Genomic DNA, 26,079 nt, shown 5'->3' with positions numbered 1-26,079 from the left:
ATTGCCCATAGCCTTGGCCTGACTGTCATCATTCCTGGCAGTTACGGTCATTGCTGTGGGCTTGCGTCTTACGGACAATCAACACCTGATTTCGTTTATGGACGCGCCGTTATGTCGCAGCAGATCTTTTTCGCCCATGCCAATGGCTTTCCTTCAGGCACCTACGGCAAGTTGTTCGCCGCGCTGGCGCCGGAATATCAGGTCGCGCATCTGCAACAGCACGCCCATGACCCGCGGTTCCCGGCCGACGATAACTGGCACAATCTGGTGGACGAGCTGATCCATCATCTGAAACAGCAACCCGAGCCGGTGTGGGGCGTTGGCCATTCCTTTGGTGGCGTCTTGCACCTGCACGCGGCCTTGCGTTGCCCAGAGCTGTATCGTGGCGTGGTGATGCTGGATTCACCGGTGCTGACCCGCCCCGATCAATGGGTTATCCGCGCCGCCAAGCGTTTTGGCTTTATCGACCGCTTGACCCCGGCAGGCCGCACATTGGGGCGTCGCGAGGAGTTCGCCGACCTGGAATCGGCGCGCAGCTATTTCGCCGGTAAAACCCTGTTCCGCGGTTTCGATCCGGACTGCCTCGATGCGTACTTGCAACACGGCCTGCACCAGGTTGGTGATCGCCTGCGTTTGCGCTTTGATCCGGCCACCGAGATCAGCATCTACCGTGGCGTTCCGCACACCAGTCCAGGTCGTCCTCGCCAGTTGAAAGTACCGCTGGCGGTGGTTCGTGGCCGGCAGAGCCGGGTGGTCATGCGCCATCACGCCAGCTTCGTCGGCCGTATGCCGCAAGGTGAGTCGCTGACCATGCCCGGTGGCCACATGTTTCCCCTTGAGCGCCCGCAAGACACTGCGACGTTGCTGAAAAACCTGTTCAGCCGGTGGGAAGGGCGCAACGAGCGGAGTTGCGCATGAGCAGCGTCGAAGAAGTCCGCCTGAGCCTGCCGCACATCGAATTGGCCGCGCACCTGTTCGGCCCGGAAGACGGTCTGCCGGTGATTGCCTTGCACGGTTGGCTCGACAACGCCAACAGCTTTGCACGCCTGGCGCCGAAGCTTGAAGGGCTGCGCATTGTCGCGCTGGACATGGCCGGCCACGGGCATTCCGGGCATCGGCCATTGGGCGCCGGTTATGCGCTGTGGGATTACGCTCACGACGTGTTGCAAGTCGCCGAGCAGTTGGGCTGGAAGCGGTTTGCGCTGCTCGGCCATTCCTTGGGTGCAATCGTTTCGGTGGTGCTCGCCGGTGCCTTGCCCGAGCGTGTGACGCACCTGGCGCTGATCGACGGGGTGATTCCGCCCACTGCCGCTCACGATAACGCCGCCGAACGCATGGGCATGGCCCTGCAAGCGCAGCTGGATCTGCAAGAAAAGCGCAAACCGGTCTACCACACCCTGGATCGCGCCATCGAGGCCCGTATGAAAGGCCTGGTCGCGGTCAGTCGGGAAGCTGCCGAATTACTCGCTCAGCGGGGTTTGATGCCGGTGCCGGGCGGCTACACCTGGCGCACTGACAGTCGCCTGACGCTGGCATCGCCACTGCGCCTGACCGATGAACAGGCGATGTCCTTCGTTCAGCGAATCAGTTGTCCTGCGCAACTGGTGGTCGCTGCTGACGGCATGCTCGCCAAACATCAGGAATTGCTGGAGCGTCTACCCTTTAGCCGTGAACAGCTGCCTGGCGGCCATCATTTGCACCTGAATGACGAGCCCGGCGCCGCCCTTGTTGCAGACTGTTTCAATCGGTTCTTCGCCGTTCCTTGACTTGCAGCGGGCAACTGTCGAGGCTGGGCGGGTTGAAATGGGAGACAACCATGATAGATCTCTACACCGCTGCGACCCCGAATGGCCACAAGGTCTCTATCGTGCTCGAGGAACTCGGCATGCCCTATACGGTGCATGTCTTGAGTTTCGACAAAAAGGAACAAAAGGCTCCAGCGTTTCTCAAGATCAATCCCAATGGCCGGATTCCGGCGATTGTCGATCGGGACAACGGTGATTTCGCCGTGTTCGAATCCGGCGCGATTCTCATCTACCTGGCTGAACTGAGCGGAAAACTGCTGCCCAAAGACCCGAAAGGACGTTCGGTGGTGATCCAGTGGCTGATGTTCCAGATGGGCGGGATTGGCCCGATGCAGGGGCAGGCCAACGTGTTTTTCCGTTATTTCCCGGAAAAGCTTCAGGGCGCCATCGACCGCTATCAGCATGAAACCCGGCGTTTGTATGAAGTGCTGAACACGCGCCTGGAAACTGTCGAGTACCTGGCCGATGACTACAGCATTGCCGACATCGCCACTTATCCGTGGGTCCGTGGTCATGAGTGGTCTGGCGTTTCGGTAGACGGTTTACCCGCCTTGCAACGCTGGATGGCGGCGATGGAAGCTCGCCCGGCGGTGCAGCGTGGCTTGCAAATTCCGCCGCGTAATGACGACGCGAATGTCGTCAAAGGCGCTCAGGCCATGCTGATCCGATGAGAGTACCTTCAAGGTTGAACAGCATGCGCTTGATCTGTTTGTTGGGGCTGGGGTGTTTCAGTTCGCTGGTGTTTGCCGCCGATGTACCGGGAAGTCACGATTTGCCGCTGGTGCCGCGTCTGGCCGATGCGCAGATCGTTGACTTTCGCCCAACTGCCGAGCTTGAACGGATCTATCCCATGGGCTCGATCCGCAAAATCAGCGGCCAATTGCGTTTCGATGGCCAGGTCAGTGCCCGTGGAAAAGTGACCTCGGTGACCTACGAGTTGCCGCCCGAGCATTCGTCCACCGAGGCCTTCACCCTCGCTCGCGAAGCCTTGCAGAAACAGGGCGCCGAACTGTTGTTCTGGTGCCAGGCCCGCGATTGCGGCGAAAGCAGCCTGTGGGCCAATCAAGTGTTCGGCAACGCCAAGCTCTATGGCGCCGACGATCAACAGGCTTATCTGCTGTTGCGACTTGCGGCACCGCAGGACAACTCGCTGTTGGCGCTTTACAGCATCACTCGCGGCAATCGAAAAGCCTATCTGCATGTCGAGCAGTTCGACGCCAGCACGCCATTGGGCGAGTTGTTGCCGACCTCGGCGACCCTGTTACGTCAGCTCAAGGACACCGGCGTGCTGGACCTGCCGCGGCTGACGGGGGAGCCGCAACCGATTTGGCTGACGTTGCTGTCGCGCGGCTTGAACCTCGATACGACTTTGCGCGTCAGTGTTTCCGGAGCCAACGCCGAAGCCTGGCGTCAGGCGCTGGTCGGGCAAGGCGTGCGTGCGGCGCGGATGGAACTGGGCAACGTGCCGGCAACTGGCCTGCACATCGAGTTCCTGCGATAGTTTTTCCCTCGGCGAACGTGCCATTGGCCGTTCGCCTACTCTTTGTTGATTGACCTTGCTCGAGATTTTTCATGATCAATAACGATCGCCTGTTGGTGCAGATCCTGCTCCTGGTGTTGTTCGGTGCCAGCTTCTGGGTGATGGCGCCCTTTTGGTCGGCGCTGTTCTGGGGCGCGGTGCTGGCGTTCGCCAGTTGGCCGCTGATGCGCTTGCTGACTCGCTGGCTCAATGGTCACGAATCTCTCGCGGCGGCGTTGCTGACGCTGGGCTGGATGGTGCTGGTGGCGGTGCCATTGGTGTGGCTCGGTTTTAACCTGGCCGATCATGTGCGCGACGCCACGGTGTTCATCAAGGACGTTCAGGTTGACGGCTTGCCGGCGGCCCCGGTGTGGCTGGCCGGGATTCCGCTGGTTGGCGAGCGGCTGGTTGGGCTCTGGAACAGCCTTGATCAGCAAGGCGCGGCGTTGTTGTTGGCGGTCAAACCCTATCTGGGACAAGTCGGCAACTGGTTGCTGGCGCGCAGTGCGCAGATCGGCGGAGGGATTCTCGAGCTGACCTTGAGCATCGTTTTCGTGTTCTTTTTCTATCGCGACGGCCCACGGTTGGCGATGTTTGCTCACCGTCTGCTGGAACGGCTGATCGGCGAGCGTGCCGGTTATTACATCGAGCTGGTCGCCGGAACAGTGCAGCGGGTGGTCAACGGGGTCATCGGCACTGCAGCCGCCCAGGCGATCCTGGCGCTGATCGGCTTCCTGATTGCCGGTATTCCGGGCGCACTGGTGCTGAGTATCGTCACCTTCCTGCTCAGCCTGATCCCCATGGGCCCGCCGTTGGTGTGGATTCCGGCGACTGCCTGGCTGGCCTGGAAGGGCGAGTACGGTATGGCGGTGTTCCTCGGCATTTGGGGCACGTTTATCATCAGCGGCGTCGATAACGTGCTCAAGCCCTACCTGATCAGCCGTGGCGGCAACTTGCCGTTGGTGATCGTGCTGCTTGGGGTGTTTGGCGGGTTGATCGCCTTTGGCTTTATCGGCTTGTTCATCGGTCCGACCTTGTTGGCCGTGGCGTACAGCCTGTTGATTGACTGGAGCAACAGTCAGGGGCGGGTTGAAGAAAAGCGTTGATCAATTGTGGTGAGGGGGCTTGCCCTAATGCCGATCAGTTAAGCCGAATACTGAACCTGTGGCGAGGGAGCTTGCTCCCGCTGGGGCGCGAAGCGGCCCTAAAAATGGGACTGCTACGCAGTCCAGCGGGAGCAAGCTCCCTCGCCACAGGTTATGAGTTCAATAGCCTCAGGCCGCGGCGCTCAGGTTTTTGCTTGAGTTCAGGGTATTGGCCTGCGAGTACTGCTGGTTCATGCTGACGATCAATTTGCTCAGCGCCTCGGCTACTGCGCCTTGATCGATGGTGCCGCTGTTCTGGCTGCTGCCCGTTTGCAGCGCCGCTTTCAATTCGTCGCTGCTGACGCCGCCGCTGTTGTCCGTGTCGAGCATCTTCAGCAGGGCCGCACCATTGTCGGTGCTGCTGGTGGACGAGGTTGCGGCCAGGGCGCTACTCAGTTCGCTGGTGCTGATGCTGCCATCACCATTCGTGTCGAGCTTGGCAAACAACTCTTTCTGACGCTGCTGGAGTCGGGCGGTATAGGCCGCACTGGTGGCGCTGGTATAGCTGGAGTTACTGCTGACGCTGCCGATCATGGGCTCACTCCCTGGATGGATAAAACCGGTGAAGGCACCGGCCCATGCAACCTCGAGGGAGCAGTTGTCGTGGGTATGTGGAATTTGTACGAATCAGCACACAGAGTCTGTTCAGACCCGTGGCAGGCAGACCACGGCAGTCAGGCCGCCGCCCGGGGTTTCTTCCAGGCTTAATGCTCCGCCCAGCCGTTGAGCAGCTTCGCGGGCGATGGTCATGCCCAGTCCAATGCCGCCAGAGTTGCGATTGCGTGAACCTTCCAGGCGAAAGAACGGCTCGAACACGGCTTCGCGTTTGTCGGCGTTGATCCCCGGGCCATGGTCGATCACTCGAATGATCAACTGTTCACGGCTGTCTTCAAGGGTGATCAGAGCCTGGCCGGCGTACCGCAAGGCATTGTCCAGCAAGTTGTTGATGCACGACCGCAGGGCCATCGGTTGAACCTGCAACGGTGCGCAGTGCCCACTGGCCTGCACGTCAGCGCCTTGATCCTGGGCGTTTTCGCAGAGTGATTCGATCAGCGCCTGCACGTCCATCCACTGCAGGGCTTCGCTGGTACGTTGTTCGTGCAGGTAGCTGAGGGTCGCATCGAGCATGCGAATCATGTCGTCGAGGTCCTGCCGCATCTGCCCTTGCAGCTTGATGTCGTCGATCTGCTCCAGGCGCAACTTGAGCCGCGACAGTGGCGTACGCAGGTCATGGGAAACGGCGCCGAGCATCCGCGAGCGCTGCTGCACCTGCTCACGGATACGCTTCTGCATCAGGTTGAAAGTATGCGCCGCCTGCCGTGACTCTCGGGGGCCGGACTCATCAAGCGGTGGACTGTCGAGGTTTTCGCTGAGGCTTTCGGCGGCCGCGCTCAGGCGTTGAATCGGCCGGGAGAGCAGCTTTGCGCCGTACCAGGCGGCAATCACCAACGAGATAAGCTGAAAGGTCAGCGGTACGATCGGCCCGCCAAACCAGGGTCGCGGTGGCCTGTGTTTGAAGGGCGGTGGCGGCTGCCCATTGAACCCGGCGGAAAACTCCGGCGGTGGAGGGGGCGGGGGATGGCCGTAATGGTGAAACCAGAAGAACGCCAGAAGGTGCGCCAGGATAATCGCCAGCAACAGCACGCCAAACAGGCGGCCGAACAGCGTATCGAAGCGCGCACGCATCAGCCGATGTCTCGGGCGTCGAACAGGTAACCTTCGCCGCGAACGGTTTTGATCAACTGAGGCGATTTGGGGTCGTCACCGAGCTTTTGTCGCAGGCGCGAGACCAGCAGATCGATACTGCGATCGAACGCTTCGATCGAGCGTCCACGGGCGGCATCCAGTAATTGCTCACGGCTGAGCACCCGTCGCGGGCGTTCGATGAATACCCAGAGCAAGCGGAATTCGGCGTTCGACAGCGGCACCACCAGGCCATCGACGGAGATCAACTGACGCAGCACGCTATTGAGGCGCCAGTTGTCGAAGCGAATGTTGGCGCGTTGTTCGGTACGGTCATCGCGTACGCGGCGCAGGATGGTTTGAATCCGTGCGACCAGCTCTCGTGGCTCGAACGGCTTGGCCATGTAATCGTCGGCCCCCAGTTCCAGGCCGATGATGCGGTCGGTGGGTTCGCAGCGGGCGGTGAGCATCAGGATCGGGATGTCCGATTCGGCGCGCAACCAGCGGCACAGCGACAGACCGTCTTCGCCGGGCAGCATCAGGTCCAGCACCACCACGTCGTAATGCTCCGCTTGCAGAGCCAGACGCATGGCGGCGCCGTCGGTAACGCCGCTGGCGAGGATGTTGAAACGGGCCAGGTAGTCGATCAGCAGTTCGCGGATTGGAACGTCGTCGTCAACGATCAGCGCGCGGGTGTTCCAGCGTTTGTCTTCGCCGGCTGCGGGGGCTTTTTGATCATCGTTCAGAGGAGCAGGGCTATTTTGCATGCGTACGTTCATCTGCCAGAGAGGCTGCCAACCACAAAAGATGGGCTGCGAGGTTGTGGCTTCAGCATAAGGCGTCCGGCCGTGAGGCGGGAAGTGCTGTAGGAAGTCTTGCGGTTGGCGAGGGTAGCCTTGGGCGGTGTTGAGGGCGTGTCGTGAGTGTATCTGTTTCGACACAATTGCCAGGCGTGCAGGGCTTATCATCCACCAACCGGCACTGTTGAAGATGATTTACCGATCATCGGGTCCCGGACGGGCTCGCGTTCCGCTACAATGCGCGCCGATTTCGACTTGCCTGAGAGCCCACTCATGTCCGCCTGCCAGACTCCTATCATCGTCGCCCTGGATTTCCCTACCCGTGACGCCGCACTGAAGCTGGCCGACCAGTTGGACCCGAAACTGTGCCGGGTCAAAGTCGGTAAGGAACTGTTCACCAGCTGCGCTTCGGAAATCGTCGGGACCTTGCGTGACAAGGGCTTCGAGGTGTTTCTCGACCTTAAATTCCATGACATTCCGAACACCACCGCGATGGCCGTCAAGGCGGCTGCGGAAATGGGCGTGTGGATGGTCAACGTGCATTGTTCCGGCGGCCTGCGCATGATGGCGGCCTGTCGCGAGGTGCTCGACCAGCGCAGCGGTCCTAAACCACTGTTGATCGGCGTGACCGTGCTGACCAGCATGGAGCGTGAGGATCTGGCCGGGATTGGCCTGGACATCGAGCCACAGGAGCAAGTATTGCGTCTGGCGGCACTAGCAGAAAAAGCCGGGATGGATGGCCTGGTGTGCTCGGCGCTCGAGGCCTCGGCGTTGAAAGCGGCGCATCCGTCGCTGCAACTGGTGACGCCGGGGATCCGTCCGGCGGGCAGCGCCCAGGACGATCAGCGTCGCATCCTGACACCGCGCCAGGCCCTGGATGCCGGTTCCGACTATCTGGTGATCGGCCGTCCGATCAGTCAGGCAGCCGACCCGGCCAAGGCCTTGGCCGACGTCGTGGCCGAACTGGCTTAAGCGCAGCCCGGTAAAACCAATCGCGGGCAAGCCTTGCTCCTACATCTATGGATGTCGTGCGCGGATGATGCGACCGACAGATGACCTGTAGGAGCAAGGCTTGCCCGCGATGCTTTTGGGCTACACCTTCAACACCAGCTTCCCAAAATTCTCACCGCTGAACAGCTTCATCAGCGTTTCCGGGAATGTCTCCAGCCCTTCGACGATGTCTTCCTTGCTCTTGAGCTGCCCCTTGGCCATCCACCCGGCCATTTCCTGTCCCGCAGCAGCGAACTGCGCGGCGTAATCCATCACCACAAAGCCCTCCATCCGCGCACGGTTGACCAGCAGCGATAGATAATTGGCCGGGCCTTTGACCGCTTCCTTGTTGTTGTACTGGCTGATGGCGCCGCAGATCACCACGCGGGCCTTCATGTTCAGGCGGCTGAGCACGGCGTCGAGAATATCCCCGCCGACGTTATCGAAATACACGTCTACGCCTTTCGGGCATTCGCGCTTGAGGCCGGCAACCACGTCTTCGTGCTTGTAGTCGATGGCGCCGTCGAAGCCCAGTTCGTCAATCAGGAACCTGCACTTGTCCGCGCCGCCGGCGATACCCACCACGCGGCAGCCTTTGATCTTGGCAATCTGCCCGGCAATGCTGCCCACCGCGCCGGCTGCACCCGACAGCACCACGGTCTCCCCGGCCTTCGGCGCGCCGACGTCGAGCAGCGCGAAGTAAGCGGTCATGCCGGTCATGCCCAGTGCTGACAAATAACGCGGCAATGGCGCCAGTTTCGGATCGACCTTATAGAAACCTCGAGGCTCCCCAAGGAAGTAATCCTGCACGCCCAGCGCACCGTTGACGTAATCGCCCACGGCAAAGCCCGGGTTGTTCGAGGCAATCACCTTGCCCACGCCGAGGGCGCGCATGACTTCGCCGATGCCCACAGGCGGGATGTAGGACTTGCCTTCGTTCATCCAGCCACGCATGGCCGGGTCCAGCGACAGGTACTCGTTCTTGACCAGGATCTGGCCCGCCGCCGGCTCGCCGACAGGGACTTGTTGATAGGTGAAGGTCTCGCGGGTCGCAGCTCCCACCGGGCGTTTGGCGAGCAGGAATTGACGGTTGATCTGGGCAGTCATGGCGGGCACTCAAGGTTGAATGAAGTCTGATTGATAGACCCTCATGGCGGTTGTCGCAAGGTTTGCTGACGCAGCGAATACAGTCCGATCCAAAGGAGTGATAGTCGGGCGGGGATCTTCATCACCGCAACTCATAAGCAATCAACCGGCCCTCTGATAGTGCTGCCGCGTGACGGGGCAGGGTGCTTAGACTGCGAGAACGAGATCACCCACATCTTTCGAGGACCTAACAATGAGCATGACGTTTTCCGGCCAGGTTGCGTTGGTGACAGGGGCTGCCGCCGGTATTGGCCGCGCAACCGCCCAGGCGTTTGCTGCCGAGGGATTGAAAGTGGTGGTCGCGGACCTTGATGTGGCTGGCGGCGAAGGTACCGCCGAGCTGATTCGGGCTGCCGGTGGCGAAGCGGTTTTCGTGCAGTGCAACGTGACCCAGGAAAGCGATGTTCAGAATCTGATGGCGAAGGCGGTGAGCACTTATGGTCGCCTCGACTACGCCTTCAACAATGCCGGGATCGAAATCGAAAAGGGCAAGCTCGCCGAAGGCACGCTCGATGAGTTCGACGCGATCATGGGCGTCAACGTCAAGGGCGTCTGGTTGTGCATGAAGTACCAACTGCCGCTGATGCTGGCGCAAGGTGGCGGCGCGATCGTCAATACCGCTTCGGTGGCCGGGCTTGGCGCCGCGCCGAAGATGAGTATCTATGCGGCATCCAAGCACGCGGTCATCGGCCTGACCAAATCGGCAGCCATCGAATACGCGAAGAAGAAAATTCGCGTGAATGCAGTCTGTCCGGCGGTTATCGACACCGACATGTTCCGTCGTGCCTATGAAGCCGATCCGAAGAAAGCCGATTTTGCCGCCGCCATGCACCCGGTGGGACGTATCGGCAAGGTCGAGGAAATTGCCAGTGCGGTGTTGTATCTGTGCAGCGATGGGGCGGCGTTCACCACCGGGCACTCGCTGGCGGTGGATGGCGGGGTGACGGCGTTCTGAGGGTTTGCCTGCGACGTCGCGCCGGACATTGTGTTTCAAGGGGTTAGAGGAGGGTGTTTTAGCGGCGTTGTCGCACATCTTCATGCGAGCGCCTGTGCTTAACTGGCCCCAGAAAAACAGTTGGAGTGGGTCTCTCATGGAATTGAGAATCGATCGGCAGGCGTTGGTGCCCGTCGTGCAGCAAATTGTTGATGCCCTCGCTGGCTGGATTCGCCAAAGTGCCATTGAGCCCGGAACGCGTTTGCCGTCCATTCGACAACTGGCCCGGGAAAACCTGCTCAGTCAGTCCAGTGTCATCGAGGCGTATGAGCGCATGGTCGCCCAAGGCGTGCTGGCATCGCGTCATGGCTCGGGGTTTTTCGTTGCCGGGCCTTTGGATGCCACACATCGTTGCGCTGACCCATCGGGCCCCACGGCTGCTGACGCAAACAGTGTCGGGTTGGCCGACGACCCGTTGGGCATGTTGCCGCTGGGGCGTGGTGGTCTGCCCGAAAGCTGGCGCGAGAGCGACGATCTCAGTTATGCCATTCGCCAGGTTTCGCGTACCGACATGGCCGGACTGTTTAACTACAGCCCTTCATACGGGTTGCCGGTCTTGCGCCAACAGATCCTCAAACGCTTGCAACAGATGAGTATTACCGTCGATGAGAACCAGGTTCTCACCACTACGGGAGCTACTCACGGGCTTGATCTGATCGTACGGACGCTGCTCAAGCCGGGTGATTGCGTGGTGGTCGAAAGTCCGGGGTATTCGAATCTGTTCAAGCTGCTCAAGTTGCATGGTGTCAGGTTGCTGGAAGTACCAAGGACCTCTCGCGGCCCGGACATTGAAGTGCTTGAGGCCTTGTTGAGCGCGAACAATCCCCGTGCGTTGTTCATCAATAGCCTGTTCCACAATCCGACCGGCAGTAGCCTGGCACCCGCCGTTGCGCAACGGATTCTGCAATTGGCCAAGCGTCATGAGTTAATCATCGTCGAGGATGACGTCTACGCTGACTTCCAGGGCAGTGCCGGCACCCGCCTGGCGGCAATGGACGCGGGTCAGAGCGTGGTCTATGTCGGCAGCTTTTCGAAAACCCTCAGCAGTTCGCTGCGGGTCGGTTATGTCGTGGCCAGCGCTGCAATCATTGCGCGCCTGGCAGACATGAAGATGATTACCAGCCTGGGAGCTTCGCGGTTTTGCGAGTCGGTGCTGAGCAGTCTGTTGGCCAATGGCGCCTATCGCAAACTGGTACAGCGCCAGCGTCAGCGATTGAAGCGGGATATGGCGGCGACATTGCTGGTGCTTGAAGACGCCGGCTGGGAGGTGTTCGGCAAGCCTGCGGGCGGGTTGTACATTTGGGCCCGACCACGAGAGCACGAATCGGCATGGGTGCGCACGCTGGCTCACTCATTCGGTATCGTGCTGTCCTCCAGGACGGCCTTCAGCCCCAGTGGCGAGACTATCGATTGGCTGCGTATCAATGTGGCTTATGCCAGCGATCCTCGGGCGCAGGCGTTTTTTCAGGCGTGCGCCTTACCGGATCGACTTCGACCGTTCTGAAAACGACTCACGCGTAGCTTTTTGCCATTATCGCGGCGCCAAAGGCTTGTGCTTGGGTGCACCCCATTGCGAATCTGCAACAACAGAAAATGGTCGTGTTGCCATTGAGTATGGGAAGGGGGTTACGAGCAATGATTTCGGCCGTGCAAGGACGTTTTGCCAACCTCGGTATGGCAAAAAAACTGGGTGTCGGTTTTATTCTGGTCCTGATGTTGACGGCCGTGGTGGCCGCTATCGGCGTCTGGTCCTTGCAAACCATCAGCCAGCGCTTCGACGGGCTCAAGCAGATGTCGTCGCTCAACAGTGGCCTGCTCAAGGTGCGTTTGCTTGAGCAGGAATACGCCTTGCATAGTGATCCGAAAACCGTCGATGCCTTGCACAAGGGTGTTGACGCGTTGGTCGCCCTCGCAACGCAACTCAAGGCTCAGTCGGCAGCTAACGTTCCGGTGATGAATGATGTCGAGCAGTCGCTGGGGGCTTACCGCAAAGCCTTCGATGAATTCGTCGAACTGACCCAGTCCAAGGAACTGGCGCTGGAAATGGCCAGTTGGTCGGTGTCCAGCGTGGCCAATAACCTTGATGTGCTGCAGGCTGGCCTTGCCGACGATGGTGCTTATGCGCTCAAGGATACGCAAGGCAAGGAGGGCGCTGAGTTTATCGAGCAGGCCAATCAGGTCAGTCAGGTATCGAGGCTGATGTTGCAGGCCATGAATGAGGCGCGAGTGCGCCTGGATCAAAGCCGCAAGGCCAGTGATGAAAGTGCCGAGCAAGGCAAGATTGAACAGGCCGACCAGGCATTGACCCAGGTTGAGGCATTGAAGAGCGCGGTCAAGGATGCGGGCTACCAGACAGTGCTCAACGAAGTGGCCGGGCATATCGCCAGTTTCAGCGAAAAACTTGCCGAGTACACGGGACTGCTGAGTCAGGAGAAAAAGGTCTATCAGCAGTTGCATGAGCGCGCCGCCGAAGTGGTGCAGCGGGTCGACCAGGCTTACGCGGCCGAGGACCAGTCGATGCAGGCAGAACTGAAGAAGAATTCGGTGTTGATCATTGCGTCCTCGGCGCTTGCGTTGCTGGTCGGGCTGATCGCCGCGTGGGTGATTACTCGCTTGATCGTTGCGCCACTGCGCAGTGTGATTCTCGTCGCCCAGAAAATTGCGGCGGGCGATCTGAGCGCGACCGTGCAGGTGACGCGACGTGATGAAATCGGCCAGTTGATGCAGGCCATGCAGCAAATGGGCGCGGGGTTGAGCAGCATTGTCAGCGGCTTGCAGGCGGGTATCGAGCAGCTTGCGAATTCCGCGCAATCGCTCTCGGCGGTGACCGAGCAGACCAACCTGGAAGTCAGCAGCCAGAAAGAAGAGACCGAGCAAGTTGCCACCGCGATGAATCAGATGACCGCGACCGTGCATGACGTTGCGCGCAATGCCGAGGAAGCTGCACTGGCAGCGCAGACGGCAGACGGCAAGGTCGAAACCGGTCAGCAGGTCGTGCGTCAGAGTATGCAGCGCATCGAGCAACTGGCTGACTCGGCGACGTCGGCCAGCTCCAGCATCGAAAGCCTCAGTGCGGAAATCCAGAACATTGGCACTGTCCTCAGCGTGATCAAGAGCGTTGCCGAGCAGACCAACCTGCTGGCACTCAATGCGGCCATCGAGGCAGCGCGAGCGGGTGAGCAGGGCAGGGGCTTTGCCGTGGTTGCCGATGAAGTCCGGGCCCTGGCCAAGCGTACCCAGCAATCCACAGAAGAAATCGAACGTCTGGTGAGTGCCTTGCGTTCAGCTGCGCAGGCGTCGGTGCAGCAAATACAGAGCAGCGGTGAGTTGGTCAAGCTCGCCGTCAGTGATGCGCTACAGACCGAGAGTGCGCTGGGCAGTATCGCTGCGGCGGTCTCGCTGATTCAGCAGATGAACCAGCAGATCGCTGCAGCGGCCGAACAACAGAGTTCGGTTGCCGAAGAGATCAATCGCAGCGTGACCAGCATCCGTGCCAGTGCCGATCAATCCTCGGTGGCCATGCAAGGCAATGCCACGTCGAGTATCGAACTGGCGCAATTGGGGGTTGAGCTGAAGGGGATGGTGGGGCATTTCAGGTTGTAAGCGTGTGTGGCGAGGGAGCTTGTGCTCCCGTCAGCACGGTCCGTGCTCGGGTGCAGCAGTTGTACAGCGGTACTTGCGGTCTGACTGAACTAAGCGAAGGGGGAGGGTCGCTTCGCGACCCAGCGGGAGCAAGCTCCCTCGCCACGGGTGTTACCACTATCAGTCGTAGATAGCTTTCTTCTTCCAGTCTGCGTCGGCTTCCACGTCCTTGAGGCCTTCGGTCAACTCGTTAACTTCGCCTTCCACCGGTGCAATGTTGGTCAGCACCATGGAGTTGGCACGCGCCAACAGTTTTTCCAGGTACTGCAACTGCTCGCTGTAAACCTGCGGGTCTTGCTGTTTACGCAAGTACTGCACGCCACGTTCGAACGCCAGGCGGGCTTGCCCGGGTTGTTCCTGCTGCAGTGCATGTTGACCGAGGTTGTTGAAGAACTCGATGTGCAGCAATACCAGGATGTGGCGAACTTCACGAATCCAGCGCTTGGCTTCGTTGGTTGGCAGGAAACCGTCCTGTGCTGCGCGAGTGATCTGGCCATGCAAGGCTTCAAGCAAAAAGCGTACGTCCTTGGCCTTGGCTTCAGTCTGGATCGGTGCCGGTGGGTTGTTGACCGGAATCGATTCACCTCGTGCGACCAGTGCACGCAGTTCCTCGATGCGGGCTTTGGCCGTCGAATTGGTTTTATCCAGATTGAGCAGGCGTTGGCAGACGTTGAGTTCCAGTCGCGTCAGCAGCAGCTTGAGCGCCGGAGTCATCAGCTGGCCAGGGAAGGTCTCGGTGATTTCGCCACAGCGGCGCAATCGATCATTGAGTTCGACCTTGGTGCGGGCCTTTTCCAGTTTATTGTTTTCCACCACATGGTTCATGTAGCCAATGGCGATCAATATTGCGATCCCGACTATTACTAGCAGGGTGATCATGAGTGGTGTCACCGTGAAGACCTCTTTATAGGGTTTGCGTGCGAGTGTAGTGGCTAAGCCTGGGGGCGCATAGGGTGGCGCGACGAGTTGGATCGAGCCTTTGCGCTGTCTATATAGGCAATGTGTGGGTGGGTGCACATTGCCATCATCTGCTGGAGAGGACTATAGCGCCTTGGCGAGTGACAGAATATAGGCGTCAAACCCCGGTCGGACGAAAACCCGGAATTGCCCCTTAAAGGGGGGCGAAGTCATTGATTTAAATAAATTTATAGTTGGGGGTTGACGACCCCTCAATCCATCCATAGAATGCGCGCCACTTACAGCGGAAAGCACACAGCGAAACGCGGTAGGGAGTGAATGTTGTACGTGTGTCCCCTTCGTCTAGTGGCCTAGGACACCGCCCTTTCACGGCGGTAACAGGGGTTCGAGTCCCCTAGGGGACGCCAATGCGGGAATAGCTCAGTTGGTAGAGCACGACCTTGCCAAGGTCGGGGTCGCGAGTTCGAGTCTCGTTTCCCGCTCCAATTTTAAACGGCTTTGCTTTCGGGCAGGGCTGAGTGAAACCAGAACCAAGTCTTCGGATGCGGGTCTGGACACCGAAACACACACCATGTGTTCCGGGTAGCGTGTCCCCTTCGTCTAGTGGCCTAGGACACCGCCCTTTCACGGCGGTAACAGGGGTTCGAGTCCCCTAGGGGACGCCATTGCGGGAATAGCTCAGTTGGTAGAGCACGACCTTGCCAAGGTCGGGGTCGCGAGTTCGAGTCTCGTTTCCCGCTCCATATTTAACAAAAACGCCGCTCACTGAGCGGCGTTTTTGTGTGCGCGTTATAAAAATATCTCAGCCTCCCAGGCTATGGATCAGGTTATCCAGCACTTCAGCGGTTGTTTCATCCAGCTCTGCAACCACCGACGCTCTAAGCTGCTGGTGCGCCAAGCGATATTCGCTGGGTGTGCAGTTGGCGAAATGCTTGAAGGCACGAGCGAAGTAGGAGGGGTCCTTGAAACCGGCTTCATAGCCGATGCTGGTGATAGGCATCTGGCTGTTACCGAGCAATTCCTTCGCAAAACTCATGCGTTTGTTCAGGATGTAATCCATGAAGCCGAGTCCGTAGGCTTCCTTGAACAGGCGGCTGAAGCGAAAGGTGGTCATGCCGCAGCGTTTGGCCACATCCCGCTGATCGATGTTGTCCCGAAAGTGCTGATCGATGTACAGCAGCACATTGCTCAACGCCTGGTGTTTTTGGTGTTCCGGCGTCATCCGGATACTGCCCGGAAGGGTCGGGGAGTGGTCGATCTGCATCGTCTTGCGTTGGTCGCGAACATTGCGGCGTAGCTCGTGCAACTGAATGACAGCCGTCAGGTAGCGATTCTTTTCGGCGGCGGAAAGGGGCAGCACCATGTATTCCCAGACACAGGAACGCATCGCCCATACGGCCAGCTCTTCGGAGTGCTGCACGGTGAACATGGTGATCGGAATGGCCGGTGCGGTGCGTTTGATCTCCAGCAGCATCCTCAGGCCGGGTGTGTCGGGGCGATCAAAATGGATGCAGATCATGTCGGCCTGCATCCCGCTGGAAAATGTGGAGCCTTTCGCCAGTTTGCAGTCGCAGGCGTGCTCGAACTGCGCCATGAGTTCCGGGGTGGACCGATCGTGGGTCCGATCGAACCAGAGTAGTGATGGTTTCCTGATCACGTTTGACGTCATGTGTTTAGCTCTGGCTTCTGAGGTTCTTCGTGCCTCTATCCGCTGAGTAGTATTGTCAATGTGATATCGCTTTGCAGACTAAATCCTGATAAGAAAACCCGAATTTAGTTCTATGCGCTCTATGGTTTGCTTGTCAGTCAGTGTCGGGTGGTTATTTATTGGCGCGTTGGCGGCGGATTTGCGATCAACCGTTCGTCGCTTGTGAATCATGGGCAATGGCCTTTGCCCGCCGTTCCTTGTTTAGAGCCTTTTCTTTCCCTTCTTTTCCTTCTGCAGACACCCACTACCCACTCGTTGGCCGTGCCCGCAAAAAAGTCCTAGCGATGCGCAAAATCCTCCTAACCCCCTTGGGGATGCCCTGACTAAGGTAGCTACAAGCAGTGCAAAAAGTGCTGCTCCCCGGAAGAACAACATTCGAGTGAGGTGGGCAAAATGACTCTGCAAACTATCAAGGCTTCGGTACTGAAGTTCGCCAAAGATGAAGACGGTCTGACCATTGTGGAATACGCAGTGGCCGGTGGGCTGATTACGGTGGCTGTCGCCGCAGCGTTCCTTACCCTTGGAACCCATGTGAATACCCAAATCAAGGCGCTGTGCACCGCGGTTAACGGCGGTACTGCTTGCCCATAACGATGATTCCCGGTGGGGGAACGCGGCGATGTCCATGGAGCAATTGGTTGCCTCAATTTTGCTGATTAGGGCTACCGGGCATCTTCTTTAATGGACATCGCGCTGTTTCTACCAATGTACGTTCTGAGCGGTATGGCAGCTGGAGTGAGGTGAGCAAAATGACACTGCAAACAATCAAAATTTCGGTACTGAAATTCGTCAAAGATGAGGATGGCCTGACCATTGTGGAATACGCGGTGGCGGGCGGGTTGATTACGGTGGCTGTCGCCGCAGCGTTCGTGACTCTTGGCGGCCAAGTGAATGCCAAAATCACAGCGCTGTGCACTGCGGTTAATGGTGGCACTGCGTGCCCATAACAATAATTCCCAGTAGGGAGGCACGCCATGTCCACGGAACTGATGGTATCGACTGTTTTACTGATAGGACTTCTGGGCGTGGCGGTGGTGAGCGATCTGCTTCGCCACCGTATTCCCAATTTGCTGATTCTGTTGGGACTTGCCTTGGGATTGGTCGCTCAGACGTACTCGGGGGGAGTCAGCGGATTGGGAGACGGCCTGTTGGGCATCCTGATCTGTTTTGCACTGTTTCTGCCCATGTACGCCTTGGGTGGCATGGCCGCCGGTGACGTCAAGTTGATGGCCATGGTCGGCAGTTTCCTACCGTTTCATTACGCGTTGTGGGCTGCCTTTTTCAGCCTGATCGCCGGTGGCGTGTGCGGTTTCCTGATAGTGCTGGTTCGCGGTCAGTTGTTACAGACCCTGGGGCGCTATTGGCTGATTTTGAAGGCGCAGTCTTATCTGGCGCCGACTTCAGACGAGGTGGCCGGCAAGCCTTTCCCTTATTCGGTTGCCATTTTGCTCGGTACTTTAAACGCCGTTTACTGGCAACTCTTTGCCAGTGGGTTGGGAGGTTAGCCATGCACGTCATTCTCGAAAGTGATGCCTGCCACAATGAGCGAGAAGCGGTGCAGCGTCTGGCTCCCCAACCGTGCACTATCAGCGAGACGGGGTTGACGGACAGTTTCCTCGGCGAGTTGGTGTGCAAGCATTTGTACGACGCCGGTGTGCTGGATATGCCGCGGCTGGTAGAGCGCCTGGCACTGACCGGCGCTGTAATGGAGGAGGTCCTGGCGTTTCTGCGCAAGGATGGTCGTGTCGAAGTGCTTGGGCAGATGGGCGCGCAAATGGCAGGTGGCTCGCTGCGCTATGGCCTGACTGACCGTGGACGCAGTGCGGCCCGCGATGCCCTGTCACGTAGCGGCTATATCGGCGCGGCACCGTTCCCGGTGAGTGCCTACCGTTCCCTGCTCAAGCTTCAGACCATTCACCATGGACGCATCGGTGCGCACGATATGCGCACGGCGCTTAACGGCGTGGTGCTCACGGAAGGGATGCTCGATCAGCTGGGCGTGGCGCTGAACTCCGGGCGCGCGATCATGATTTATGGCCCCGCCGGGACTGGCAAGACCTATGTCAGCAGTCGGCTGATTCGCCTGTTCGCCGAGGCCATCTGGGTGCCCCATGCCATAGCGATCAACGAGTCGGTAATCGAGATCTATGACCCGCAGGTACACCAGCGGCTGGATGATGGCAGTCCACAGAACAATTTGATGCTCAACGAAGGGATCGACCGTCGGCTGCTGTGCTGCAAACGCCCGATCGTCATTACCGGCGGTGAGTTGAGCATGGAACAGCTGGACATCCGGTATGACCCCTTTACCCGTCAGTACCAGGCCGCCTTGCAGCTCAAGGCCAGCAATGGCCTGTTCATCATCGACGACATGGGGCGCCAGCGCATGCCGCCCGCCGAGCTGCTGAATCGCTGGATCGTCCCGATGGAAGAGAAGCGCGACTTCCTCAACCTGGGCGGCGGGCGGCATTGCGAGCTGCCGTTCGATCTGATTCTGGTGTTCTCCACCAACCTCAATCCCCTGGAGTTGGCCGATGAGGCCTTCCTTCGCCGGATTGGCTACAAGCTGCAATTCGGTTACCTGAAGCCCGACGAGTACGAACGGATCTGGCAGCAGGAGTCCGAGCGTCTGGGTATTCGTCATGACCCGCTGCTGATGCGCTTTGTACTGCAGAAACTTTACGCCATTGAAGGCACGCCCCTGGTGCCTTGCCACCCCCGCGATCTCCTGAACATGGCGCTGGATCGTCAGCGTTACCTGGGCGGGTCCGGGCCACTGTCGCCGCAGGAACTGGAATGGGCCTGGCACAACTACTTTGTCCAGCTTGACTTCCTCTGAGTAGGAGATACAGACATGAGCTCTCGTACTGCAACGCTGATTGGTATTTCGTTGGTCATGGGCCTCGGCGCCGCATGGATGGCCAATTCCTGGCTAAGCGCGCGGCTCAATGCCAGCCCGGATGATCACCTTCGAAGCGTGGTAGTCGCCACGGTCGAGATTCCATTCGGGCAGATGGTCGAGGCCCAGCAGGTCACGACTGTGCGCATGCCCATGGATACGATCCCGGACGATGCCTTCGATTCCAGCGACAAGGCGGTGGGCAAGATCGCCACGTTCGACATCCTGCGCGGCGACATCGTGCGGGGTGCGCGCCTCAGTGAACACTTGGGTGGCAGCACCCTGGCCTCTTTGATTGCTCCCGACAAACGCGCCATTTCGGTACGGGTGGATGATGTGGTCGGGGTCGGCGGGTTCCTGTTGCCGGGTAACCGGGTCGATGTGCTGGCAACCAAGCAAACCAACGGCAGCAACAACAACGCCGTGTCGCGGACCATCCTCGAAAACTTGCGTGTGTTGGCGGTGGATCAGACCGCAGGCACCGACAAGACGCAGCCAGTGGTGGTGCGTGCCGTGACACTGGAAATGACCACTACCGAGGCGGAAGCCCTGGTCACCGCGCAGACCGAAGGGAAGTTGCAACTGGCCCTGCGCAACCCGCTGAACCTCACGAAAAAACCAACCCCCGCACCTGTAGCACCCGCTGCGCCTGTTACGCAGACCATTGCCATGGCCACCGAAACGGCGCCAAGACGCGTGGTACACCGTAGCAGCGGTAACGGCGGGGCTGTCACCGTTATTCGTGGCATCGAATCCCATGTCGTCAATGTGCGCTGACAAGGCGCAATGGGTAGCAAGGTAGTGGCGGAGCCGATTCGGGTCCGTATTGGCAAATGAGGGCTTGATCATGAATTCTCGAATTCAACGGCCGTTTCCGGTAACGCCAAGGCGCCAGCGGGGATCGGTGACCGTACTGATGGTGATCGCGTTGGCGGCGATTACCATGATGGCGGCATTGGCGCTGGATGGCAGCCACATGCTGCTGAACAAGACCCGCCTGCAAAATGCGGTGGACGCCGCCGCCCTGAGTGGCGCAAAAACCCTGAGTCAGGTCACCGGCGGTACCAGTATTGCCAGTACAACGCGCACTGCCGCACTGAATACGCTGACGCTCAATGCGAATGCCACCGGCAACACCGAGCTGGCAACGGCCATCGCCAGCAGCACGGGCACTTTCGCGGTGGTGGAACTGGCCAACAACGTTTACGGACCGTTCTCCTACCCAGGGCCGGCGGATGCCACTTACGTTCGGGTGACGGTGCCGAGCTATCGCCTGACCGGGTTTTTCTGGAGTTTCGTCCAGTCGTTGGGCACTGCCGGCCTGGGCAACAAGGCGGTGGCGGCGATGGCCACTGCCGGCCCCAGCCCCACCAGCCCCTGTGATCTCGCACCATTGATGATCTGTGGGGATCCGACTCAATACAACCCGAGCGCCGGGGTGTTCTGGGGCTACCACTTTGGCGATTTGCAGGATTTGAAATCGGGCGCCGGAAATACGTCCCCGATTGGCCCAGGCAACTTTCAACTGCTCGATTTTGGTTCGGGTGGCAGCACGATCAGGCAGGATCTGGCCGGAGGCGGCTCGGTGTGCCGCAGCGTCGGGCAAAATGTCACGACCCAACCGGGCAACCAGGTCGGCCCGGTGTCCCAAGGTTTGAACACCCGTTTCGGCCAGTACAGTGGAGGGCTCAGAGCCGCGGATTATCCGCCAGACCTGATCGTTAGCTACAACTCGCCGCAGATCACCTGGAACAGCTCAAGCACGCCGCCACGGGCGGAGTACCAGGGCCAGCCCGTCACATCGAACAATGGCAATCTTTCCGCCGGCGGTACGGCGCTCCTGGACTACAACGACTGGCTGGCGAGTTCCGCCGGGTGTGTTGCCGGCTCGGGCAGTGGCTGCCAGAGCGGTGGGGTCTTTGAGCGACGGATGCTGAAAATCGTGATTGGCGACTGCAGCGGGAAAAACAATGGCGCCACTTCGATTCCAGTCCTGGGTTTTGGCTGCTATTTCGTGGTGCAGCCGGCCGGCGTCGGTGGGACTGTAGCGCAGATCTTCGGGCAGTTCGTGCAGGAGTGTACAGGCGACAACGTGCCCGGCCCCAATCCTTCAGGTGATGCCGGTCCACGGATCATTCAGCTCTACAAAACCTATATCAATGGCAGCGGCACTCCGAGCACTGACTCGTAGGAGGCGTCATGAGACTTCACGCGTTGAAACAACCGCAGGGCCAGCAAGGCATGGCATTGGTGGAATTCACCATCGTCCTGCCGTTGATGCTGCTGCTGTTGCTGGCCCTCGGCGAGTTTGGCCGCATGCTCTTTCAGTACAACACCCTGTTACAGGCCAGTCGTGATGCCGGCCGTTACGTCGCCAGCCAGGCGTGGAACTCGACGCTCGGGACTGTCGCTCTAAGCAGCACGCTGCAGACCCAGACGAAAAACGTCGCGGTCTATGGCGTGCCTGCCAACACCGGGACGCCTGTGGTGTCAGGGTTGACGACCGGTAACGTCGCGGTCTCCGCCGTGGGCACCGACCATGTGCAGGTCACCATCACCTATACCTTCTGCCCGGTGATTGGTGCAAGCACCTGTACCGGGTCGATTACCGGGCTTTTTGCAAACTCGATTGCACTGAGCATTCCGCTGGTCGCCACGACTGTCATGAGGGTTCTGTGATGAATCGCAAACACATGCGCGGCGTCTATGTGGTGGAGTTCGCCTTCATCGGCTTGCTGGTGTTCGTCCTGTTGTTCGGCGTGCTGGAAATGGGCCGCCTGTACTTCACGGTCAATGCCCTCGATGAATCCGCGCGGCGCGGTGCGCGTTTGGCGGCGGTGTGCAACATCAGCGATCCGGTTGTGTTGCAGCGGGCGATCTTTAATCCCGCGGGCAACACCGGCACCAGCCAGCTGATCACCAATCTGGGCACTGGCAACCTGACGCTGACTTACCTGGACGCGAACGGTGCGCTGGTGAGCAACCCCACCGACACCGTCAGCGCCACCGGGTTCCGTGCCATCCGTTATGTCCGGGTGAGCCTGCAAAGCTACGTATTCAATCTGTTTATCCCCGGGTTTGGCGTGCCCATTACGTTGCCTACCTTCAGGGCAACCTTGCCACGCGAAAGCCTTGGGCATCATTCCGAGTCAGGGGAGGTCACCCCATGCTGAATATAAAGGAAACATCGTTAAGCACCGCGACGACCGGCAAGCCCGGGCTGCGATTGCTGATCAGCAGCCGTGATGCTACGGCACTGCGTGATCTGCAAAGCGTTTGCCAGCGGATGCCGAGCCTGGAGGTGAGCACGCGCCTGGTGAGTAATGGGCATGTCGACCCGCTCTATGGTCTGGAGCGGATGCCCGATCTGTTATTGGTGCGTGTCAGCCATCTGTGGCGTGAGGAGCTGGCGGCACTGTTACAGCATCCGGCCCATGAGCGTCCGCCGCTGCTGGTGTGTGGCCTGTTGAACGAGCAGGACGCCATGCGCCTGGCGATGCAGGCCGGCGCCCGTGATGTCCTGCCGGAACCGATAGCCGAGACAGAACTGGTTTCAGCCTTGAGTCGTCTGGTCACAGAGGTCCGGGTCAACAGTGGGGCAGAAGGGAAGCTGATTGCCGTGATGGGTGCCAAGGGCGGCTCCGGCAGTACCTTGCTGGCCTGCAACCTGGCTCACCAGCTTAGCGTCAAGGGCGGCAATACCCTGCTTTTGGACATGGACCTGCAATTTGGCAGCGTGACGCATTACCTCGATGTGGCGCAGTCGCACAGCCATCTGGAGGTGTTGCAGCAGGTCGAAGACATGGACAGCGTTGCGCTACGCGGTTTTTGCAGCCACTTCAGCCCGACCTTGCATGTGCTGGGTGGGCGGGCCGGTGAGTTGTGTCTGCCGCAGGATGCCCAGCCCGAGCAACTCGATGCCCTGTTGCAGTTGGCCCGCGCCAGTTATGACTGGGTGGTGGTCGATCTGCCACGGCAAATCGACCACCTCACAGGCTCCGTGCTGGAGCAGGCAGACCGGGTGTACGTCGTGGTGCAGCAGAGTGTCAGCCATCTTCGGGATGCCAGCTCGCTGACGCGGATTCTTCGCGAAGACCTGGGCGTGCGCGGGGATCAATTGCAGGTGGTGGTCAACCGCTATGACAAGTCGGCAGCGATCAGCCTCAAGGATATCGGCGAGGCGCTACGCTGCGCGAACCTGTTGAAATTACCCAACGACTTCAACCTGGTCAGCCAGAGTCAGAACTCTGGTGTGCCGTTGGGGGTGCAAGCACCGCGGGCTCCGATCAGCGTCGCCGTACGGCAGATGTCCGAGGCGTTGGTCGGTAAGCAGATGACCGGGAACAAAGGCTTGTTCAAACGTGCCTTCAACCGTTTTTTCGGGGGATAACCCATGATCAGCGACTTTCGTAACCGCTTGCGCAAACAGTCCGGTAAACCCGCCGCATCGTCGCTTGGGCAACCGGGTGACGACTTGCTGGACCCGGCAGAGGAGTTGATGGCGTGGGAACGTTCGGTTCCGGACGTTATTTACGAAACCCGAAGCCAGGTCACCCCGGTGGAAGCTGAGTGGCGGGAAAAAATCTACCAGCAGTTGCTCAAGGTCATGGACCTGTCCTTGCTCGATTCCCTTGAGCAGGCCGAGGCCACGCGGCAGATTCGCGAGATTTGCCAGCGCTTGCTGGATGAGCATTCAGCTCCCGTGAGTTCGGTCAGCCGTCAGTTGATCATCAAGCAGATCACCGATGAGGTGCTGGGCCTTGGCCCGCTGGAGCCGTTACTGGCGGATCACACCGTGTCTGACATTCTGGTCAACGGCTCTGCCTCGGTGTATGTCGAACGCTTTGGCAAGCTGCAGAGGACCGATGTGCGCTTTCGTGACGATCAGCATTTGCTGAACATCATCGACCGCATCGTTTCCAGTCTGGGGCGGCGCATCGATGAGTCCTCACCGTTGGTGGACGCCCGGCTCAAGGACGGTTCACGGGTCAACGCGATTATTCCACCGCTGGCCATCGACGGGCCGAGCGTGTCGATCCGCCGTTTTGCGGTGGACCTGCTCAATACCGATAGCCTGATCCAGGTCGGTACCTTGACCCCGGCCATTGCTTTGCTGCTCAAGGCGATTGTTCGTGGACGCTTGAACGTATTGATCTCCGGCGGTACCGGCAGCGGCAAGACCACCATGCTCAATGTGCTGTCCAGTTTCATTCCGCAAAATGAACGAATCGTCACCATTGAAGACTCGGCCGAACTGCAACTGCAGCAGCCGCATGTGGTGCGTCTGGAAACCCGTCCTTCGAACATCGAGGGGCGTGGAGAGGTGAGCCAGCGCGAATTGGTGCGCAACAGTTTGCGGATGCGCCCCGACCGCATTGTGATCGGCGAAGTCCGTGGCGCTGAAGCGCTGGACATGCTAACGGCGATGAACACCGGCCACGACGGTTCGTTGACCACGATCCACGCCAATACCGCGCGCGATGCATTGGGGCGAATCGAGAACATGGTGTCGATGACCGGTGCGACTTTCCCGATCAAGGCCATGCGTCAGCAAATTGCTTCGGCCATTGATGTGGTGATCCAGCTGGAACGTCAGGAGGACGGCAAGCGGCGCCTGGTCAGTGTGCAGGAAATCAACGGCATGGAAGGCGAGATCATCACCATGACCGAGATTTTCTCGTTTGCACGCAGTGGCATGGGCGAACAGGGTGAAGTGCTCGGCGATTATCGGCCCAGCGGCATGATCCCGGCCTTTCGCGACGTGTTGGCCAAACGTGGCATCGAGTTGCCACTGAACTTGTTCAGGCCTGAATGGATGGAGGCACGGCAGTCATGAACCATATATCCGGTGAATTCATTCTGGTCTTTCTCGGCATGGTGTTTATCGCCGTCTTCCTTCTTTCCCAGGGCGTGGTGGTGCCGGTGTTCGGTGAGGCGGGCAAGATGCGCAAGCGCATTCGCGGCCGCCTGCATGTGCTGGAAAAAGCCAACAATCTGCCCAATATGCAGACGGTACTGCGGCAAAAGTACCTGACACGCTTGTCGCCACTGGAGGCCTTGCTTGAGCAACTTCCATTTATGGCGAGCCTGACACAACTGATCGAGCAGTCCGGACACGAATATCGGGCTTATCGGGTGCTGTTCCTCGGGATCGCCATGGGAGTTGGTGCAGGAGCCCTGGTCTTCTTGCTCTCGTCACTCTGGTGGATGGCGTTGGCGGTGGCCTTTGCGGTGGCTTGGCTGCCGCTGCTGAAAATCCTCCGTGACCGCAACAAACGCTTTGCCGAGTTTGAGGAGGGTTTGCCGGATGCGCTGGATGCCATGTGCCGGGCGTTGCGCGCCGGGCATCCGTTCAACGAAACCCTGCGTCTGGTCGCCGAAGAGCACAAGGGGCCAGTGGCGCATGAGTTTGGTCTGACCTTCGCCGATATCAACTATGGCAATGATGTGCGCCGGGCCATGCTCGGCCTGTTGGAGCGCATGCCGAGCATGACGGTGATGATGCTGGTGACGTCGATCCTCATCCATCGCGAGACCGGCGGCAATCTGACCGAGGTACTGGAGCGTTTAAGTCGCTTGATCCGGGGGCGCTTCCGCTTTCAACGCAAGGTCAAGACTCTATCGGCCGAAGGGCGGATGTCGGCCTGGGTGCTGGTGGCCATTCCTTTCGTGCTGGCGGCGGTGATCCTGATCACATCCCCGAGCTACCTGCCTGTGCTGACCAATGATCCACTCGGCCACAAGCTGATCATCGGGGCTTTCTGCGCGATGCTGGTCGGGATTGTCTGGATCCGCAAAATCATCCGGATTCAGGTTTAAGCGGTATTCGC

The 26,079-nt window shown here is 59.4% G+C and carries 26 protein-coding genes, 4 tRNA genes and 1 pseudogene; 25 read left to right on the top strand and 6 right to left on the bottom strand.

The features are described from left to right. The first annotated feature begins 111 nt into the window (after nt 1-111). From AO353_RS01710 to AO353_RS01690, 5 genes are all read left to right on the top strand, one after another. The gene (locus AO353_RS01710) at nt 112-918 is read left to right on the top strand and encodes an alpha/beta fold hydrolase (RefSeq protein WP_054593403.1); all 807 of its coding nucleotides are present in this window, start codon (nt 112-114) and stop codon (nt 916-918) included. Beyond that, nucleotides 915-1,766, top strand: a complete 852-nt coding sequence (locus AO353_RS01705) for an alpha/beta hydrolase (RefSeq protein ID WP_054593402.1) — start codon at nt 915-917, stop codon at nt 1,764-1,766. The genes AO353_RS01710 and AO353_RS01705 overlap by 4 nt, the downstream gene beginning before the upstream one ends. A 50-nt stretch (nt 1,767-1,816) precedes the next feature. Beyond that, a complete protein-coding gene (locus AO353_RS01700; RefSeq protein WP_019692294.1) occupies nt 1,817-2,476 on the top strand; it encodes a glutathione S-transferase family protein in 660 nt (219 codons plus the stop codon). Nucleotides 2,477-2,499: 23 nt separating this feature from the next. Further along, complete coding sequence (locus tag AO353_RS01695) at nt 2,500-3,306, top strand: DUF4892 domain-containing protein (RefSeq protein WP_054593401.1); 807 nt, start codon at nt 2,500-2,502, stop codon at nt 3,304-3,306. A 71-nt stretch (nt 3,307-3,377) separates the two neighbouring features. Further along, nucleotides 3,378-4,430 (top strand): AI-2E family transporter, encoded by a 1,053-nt coding sequence (locus AO353_RS01690; protein ID WP_054593400.1) that lies wholly within the window; start codon nt 3,378-3,380, stop codon nt 4,428-4,430. A 168-nt stretch (nt 4,431-4,598) separates the two neighbouring features. Here AO353_RS01690 and AO353_RS01685 read toward each other — a convergent pair whose 3' ends face one another. The 3 genes from AO353_RS01685 to AO353_RS01675 all read right to left on the bottom strand — a co-directional run bounded on the left by AO353_RS01685 (nt 4,599) and on the right by AO353_RS01675 (nt 6,919). Continuing rightward, entirely contained in the window at nt 4,599-5,003 is a 405-nt protein-coding gene (locus tag AO353_RS01685; protein ID WP_054593399.1) for an EF-hand domain-containing protein, read from the bottom strand. A 111-nt stretch (nt 5,004-5,114) separates the two neighbouring features. Then, nucleotides 5,115-6,155 (bottom strand): sensor histidine kinase, encoded by a 1,041-nt coding sequence (locus AO353_RS01680; protein WP_054593398.1) that lies wholly within the window; start codon nt 6,153-6,155, stop codon nt 5,115-5,117. Next, the gene (locus tag AO353_RS01675) at nt 6,155-6,919 is read right to left on the bottom strand and encodes a response regulator (protein WP_054593397.1); all 765 of its coding nucleotides are present in this window, start codon (nt 6,917-6,919) and stop codon (nt 6,155-6,157) included. Before AO353_RS01675 ends, AO353_RS01680 begins: the two co-directional genes overlap by 1 nt. Nucleotides 6,920-7,225: 306 nt before the next feature. Here AO353_RS01675 and pyrF point away from each other — a divergent pair, with 306 nt between their 5' ends. After that, the gene (gene pyrF, locus AO353_RS01670) at nt 7,226-7,924 is read left to right on the top strand and encodes an orotidine-5'-phosphate decarboxylase (RefSeq protein WP_162491267.1); all 699 of its coding nucleotides are present in this window, start codon (nt 7,226-7,228) and stop codon (nt 7,922-7,924) included. Nucleotides 7,925-8,044: 120 nt separating this feature from the next. Here the strand turns inward: pyrF and AO353_RS01665 are convergent, their stop codons facing one another. After that, nucleotides 8,045-9,049, bottom strand: a complete 1,005-nt coding sequence (locus AO353_RS01665) for an NADP-dependent oxidoreductase (protein ID WP_054593395.1) — start codon at nt 9,047-9,049, stop codon at nt 8,045-8,047. A gap of 232 nt (nt 9,050-9,281) precedes the next feature. On the opposite strand from AO353_RS01665, the gene AO353_RS01660 reads away from it, so the two are divergent. From AO353_RS01660 to AO353_RS32000, 4 genes and pseudogenes are all read left to right on the top strand, one after another. Further along, nucleotides 9,282-10,043 carry an SDR family oxidoreductase gene (locus tag AO353_RS01660; protein WP_054593394.1) on the top strand — a complete coding sequence of 254 codons (762 nt, stop codon included), beginning with the start codon at nt 9,282-9,284 and terminating at the stop codon, nt 10,041-10,043. A 136-nt stretch (nt 10,044-10,179) separates the two neighbouring features. Next, on the top strand, nt 10,180-11,586 hold the full coding sequence (locus tag AO353_RS01655) for a PLP-dependent aminotransferase family protein (RefSeq protein ID WP_054593393.1): 1,407 nt from the start codon (nt 10,180-10,182) through the stop codon (nt 11,584-11,586). Nucleotides 11,587-11,675: 89 nt separating this feature from the next. Continuing rightward, nucleotides 11,676-12,824, top strand: a pseudogene (locus AO353_RS32005) (HAMP domain-containing protein); the annotation flags it as partial. Then, nucleotides 12,804-13,685, top strand: coding sequence for a methyl-accepting chemotaxis protein (locus tag AO353_RS32000; protein WP_371917849.1), 882 nt, complete (start codon nt 12,804-12,806; stop codon nt 13,683-13,685). The pseudogene AO353_RS32005 and the gene AO353_RS32000, both read left to right, overlap by 21 nt. Nucleotides 13,686-13,844: 159 nt before the next feature. Here AO353_RS32000 and AO353_RS01645 read toward each other — a convergent pair whose 3' ends face one another. Next, on the bottom strand, nt 13,845-14,603 hold the full coding sequence (locus AO353_RS01645; RefSeq protein ID WP_054593391.1) for a hypothetical protein: 759 nt from the start codon (nt 14,601-14,603) through the stop codon (nt 13,845-13,847). A 370-nt stretch (nt 14,604-14,973) separates the two neighbouring features. Between AO353_RS01645 and AO353_RS01640 the strand changes: the two genes are divergently transcribed. From AO353_RS01640 to AO353_RS01625, 4 genes are all read left to right on the top strand, one after another. Further along, nucleotides 14,974-15,049 (top strand) — tRNA-Glu (locus AO353_RS01640). A gap of 2 nt (nt 15,050-15,051) precedes the next feature. Next, nucleotides 15,052-15,127 (top strand) — tRNA-Gly (locus AO353_RS01635). A gap of 104 nt (nt 15,128-15,231) precedes the next feature. After that, nucleotides 15,232-15,307 (top strand) — tRNA-Glu (locus tag AO353_RS01630). A gap of 2 nt (nt 15,308-15,309) precedes the next feature. Continuing rightward, nucleotides 15,310-15,385 (top strand) — tRNA-Gly (locus AO353_RS01625). A gap of 59 nt (nt 15,386-15,444) precedes the next feature. On the opposite strand, the gene AO353_RS01620 is transcribed toward AO353_RS01625, so the two are convergent. Beyond that, entirely contained in the window at nt 15,445-16,311 is an 867-nt protein-coding gene (locus tag AO353_RS01620) for a helix-turn-helix transcriptional regulator (RefSeq protein ID WP_054593390.1), read from the bottom strand. 432 nt (nt 16,312-16,743) lie between these two features. Between AO353_RS01620 and AO353_RS01615 the strand changes: the two genes are divergently transcribed. The 11 genes from AO353_RS01615 (at nt 16,744) to AO353_RS01565 (ending at nt 26,068) form a co-directional block, all read left to right on the top strand. Continuing rightward, a complete protein-coding gene (locus AO353_RS01615; RefSeq protein ID WP_054593389.1) occupies nt 16,744-16,941 on the top strand; it encodes a Flp family type IVb pilin in 198 nt (65 codons plus the stop codon). A 158-nt stretch (nt 16,942-17,099) separates the two neighbouring features. Next, on the top strand, nt 17,100-17,297 hold the full coding sequence (locus AO353_RS01610) for a Flp family type IVb pilin (RefSeq protein ID WP_054593388.1): 198 nt from the start codon (nt 17,100-17,102) through the stop codon (nt 17,295-17,297). A 27-nt stretch (nt 17,298-17,324) separates the two neighbouring features. Next, nucleotides 17,325-17,855, top strand: a complete 531-nt coding sequence (locus AO353_RS01605) for an A24 family peptidase (protein ID WP_054593387.1) — start codon at nt 17,325-17,327, stop codon at nt 17,853-17,855. 2 nt (nt 17,856-17,857) lie between these two features. Then, entirely contained in the window at nt 17,858-19,189 is a 1,332-nt protein-coding gene (locus AO353_RS01600; protein WP_054593386.1) for a hypothetical protein, read from the top strand. A gap of 15 nt (nt 19,190-19,204) precedes the next feature. After that, nucleotides 19,205-20,026: a Flp pilus assembly protein CpaB gene (gene cpaB / locus AO353_RS01595; RefSeq protein ID WP_054593385.1), complete on the top strand. Its 822-nt coding sequence runs from the start codon at nt 19,205-19,207 to the stop codon at nt 20,024-20,026. A 67-nt stretch (nt 20,027-20,093) separates the two neighbouring features. Beyond that, the gene (locus AO353_RS01590; RefSeq protein WP_054598152.1) at nt 20,094-21,440 is read left to right on the top strand and encodes a TadE/TadG family type IV pilus assembly protein; all 1,347 of its coding nucleotides are present in this window, start codon (nt 20,094-20,096) and stop codon (nt 21,438-21,440) included. A gap of 8 nt (nt 21,441-21,448) precedes the next feature. Then, the gene (locus AO353_RS01585; RefSeq protein WP_054593384.1) at nt 21,449-21,928 is read left to right on the top strand and encodes a TadE/TadG family type IV pilus assembly protein; all 480 of its coding nucleotides are present in this window, start codon (nt 21,449-21,451) and stop codon (nt 21,926-21,928) included. Beyond that, on the top strand, nt 21,928-22,422 hold the full coding sequence (locus tag AO353_RS01580) for a TadE/TadG family type IV pilus assembly protein (RefSeq protein WP_054593383.1): 495 nt from the start codon (nt 21,928-21,930) through the stop codon (nt 22,420-22,422). The genes AO353_RS01585 and AO353_RS01580 overlap by 1 nt, the downstream gene beginning before the upstream one ends. Continuing rightward, complete coding sequence (locus AO353_RS01575; protein WP_054593382.1) at nt 22,416-23,639, top strand: AAA family ATPase; 1,224 nt, start codon at nt 22,416-22,418, stop codon at nt 23,637-23,639. Before AO353_RS01580 ends, AO353_RS01575 begins: the two co-directional genes overlap by 7 nt. Before the next feature lie 3 nt (nt 23,640-23,642). After that, nucleotides 23,643-25,085 (top strand): CpaF family protein, encoded by a 1,443-nt coding sequence (locus tag AO353_RS01570; protein WP_054593381.1) that lies wholly within the window; start codon nt 23,643-23,645, stop codon nt 25,083-25,085. After that, entirely contained in the window at nt 25,082-26,068 is a 987-nt protein-coding gene (locus AO353_RS01565; protein ID WP_054593380.1) for a type II secretion system F family protein, read from the top strand. Before AO353_RS01570 ends, AO353_RS01565 begins: the two co-directional genes overlap by 4 nt. Nucleotides 26,069-26,079: the final 11 nt, after the last annotated feature.

It is taken from the genome of Pseudomonas fluorescens, assembly GCF_001307155.1.
Taxonomy (GTDB): Bacteria; Pseudomonadota; Gammaproteobacteria; order Pseudomonadales; family Pseudomonadaceae; genus Aquipseudomonas; species Aquipseudomonas helvetica.
This window is presented reverse-complemented; position numbering and strand designations above follow the sequence as displayed.